2 protein-coding genes are annotated in these 1,878 nt (G+C 66.3%); one reads left to right on the forward strand and one right to left on the reverse strand.

The features are described from left to right. On the reverse strand, positions 1 to 567 hold a 567-nt coding region (locus EOA33_RS34360; protein WP_145989472.1), incomplete at its 3' end, for a nitroreductase. A gap of 164 nt (positions 568 to 731) precedes the next feature. Between EOA33_RS34360 and EOA33_RS34365 the strand changes: the two genes are divergently transcribed. After that, entirely contained in the window at positions 732 to 1,697 is a 966-nt protein-coding gene (locus EOA33_RS34365) for a hypothetical protein (RefSeq protein ID WP_127400547.1), read from the forward strand. Positions 1,698 to 1,878: the final 181 nt, after the last annotated feature.

Genomic DNA, 1,878 nt, shown 5'->3' on the forward strand with positions numbered 1-1,878 from the left:
CTGATAGTCGGCGTAAAGCTTTGCCGGGTCGGGCCGCGGCCGCTCCGGCGCCGGCCCTTGGTAGGAGCCGATATGGACGAAGCCGATCACGCGCTCTTCCGGCGCCAGGCCAAGGATCGCCCTGCCCTCCGGCACGTCGGAATACCAGTTGCTGATCATGTTGGTGCCATAGCCCAGCGCATTGGCGGCGATCATCAGATTCATAGCCGCCATGCCGCCCGAGAGAAACATCTCCCATTGCGGGATCTTCGGATTCTCCTTCGGCACCGACACCACGCCGATCACCAGCGGCGCGCGCGAGAACCGCGCGAGTTCCTGGTTACGCCGGCCCTCGGGCAGCGGTCCCTCGCGCTGTTCGGCCAAGGCCGCCAGCTTCTTGCCGATTTCGACGCGCGCCTCGCCGCGATAGAGGATGAAGCGCCAGGGCTCGAGCCGGCCGTGATCCGGCACGCGCGTGGCGGCGGTGATCAGGGTGGCGATCTCGGCATCGCTGGGCGCCGGCTCTTTCAGGTCTGGAATCGGCGCGGAGTTCCGGGTCAGCAGGAAGTCGATGATCGGCGACGCCATGGGCGCAAGTCTCCTGGAAGTTCGGTTTTGGGCTGAAGCGCGCCTGTGGGAAATTCGGGCGGCTCGGGCATTGGCGCTTCGCGCCGGATGGCAAGAGCCCTGCGGAACGGGATTGGGACTCTCAGGCCTTGAAATTGCCACCGCCTTGGGCTTCAACGCAAGGCATGTTTGAGGGGACACTGCGTCTTTTCCTGGTCTGGCTGGCGGCGGCGCTGTTCATGGCGCCGGTTTCGTCGGCCGTGGCGCAGAACGCGGACGGCATCAGCAATCTGAAGCTGCCGGGGATTTCCAGCTACGCGACGCCGAAAGGCGAGACATCGCTGGCCTTGAGCGGCGGCGGCGCCATCACGCTCTCGGCGCAACTGACGGACAAGGGCAACGACATCACCCGCGGCATCGTCTGGCGGGTCTTCAAGCCCGAGCCGGCCAGCGACGGCAAGCTGCCGATGGTGGCTTCGGCGCATGGCGGCACCGCCGTGTTCCAGCTGGAGCCAGGCAGCTATCTTGTCCATGCTTCCTATGGGCGGGCCGGCGCCACCAAGCGCATCACCGTGGGCAAGGAGGCCAAGCGCGAAAGCCTGGTGCTCGACGCCGGTGGCCTCAAGCTCGACGCCGTGCTGTCGGGGGGCGTGCACATACCGCCGAAGAAGCTGCGGTTCTCGATCTACGAGGACAAGGTCGAGGCCAATGGCGACCGCGCCCTGATCGTCCCCGATGTCGAGCCGAACGCAGTGGTGCGGTTGAATGCCGGCACCTACCATGTCGTCTCCACCTATGGTTCGGTGAATGCGGTCATCCGCTCCGACATCCGTGTCGAGGCCGGCAAGCTGACCGAAGCGACCGTCGAGCACCGCGCCGCCGAGATGACGATGAAGCTGGTGCGCGAGGCCGGCGGCGAAGCGATCGCCGACACTTCCTGGTCGCTGCTCAACGAATCCGGCGACCCGATCAAGGAAACTGTCGGCGCCTTCGCCTCGATGGTGCTGGCCGAAGGCGACTACACCATTATCGCCAAGAACCGCGACCGCATCTACCAGAAGGATTTCACCGTCGTCGCCGGCCAGAACCAGGAGATCGAGGTTCTCGCCACAGAGGCTTCGGCGATCGATCCCGAGGAAGGCGCGGACTGATCAACCTGCCCGTCAGGCCGCCTTGCGCATGCGGCGCGGCAGGAATTGCGCCCGGCCGCGCGGCGCGGCAGGCGCCAGGTCGAAGACGCCGCGATGGAGCCGATCGAGCAGCGCCTTGCGGTCGCGCAGCGGCTCCAACTCGTCCCAGGTCAGGATGTCGCCGACGCGCACGTCTATGGCC

Source organism: Mesorhizobium sp. M4A.F.Ca.ET.050.02.1.1, from assembly GCF_003997725.1.
Taxonomy (GTDB): Bacteria; Pseudomonadota; Alphaproteobacteria; order Rhizobiales; family Rhizobiaceae; genus Mesorhizobium.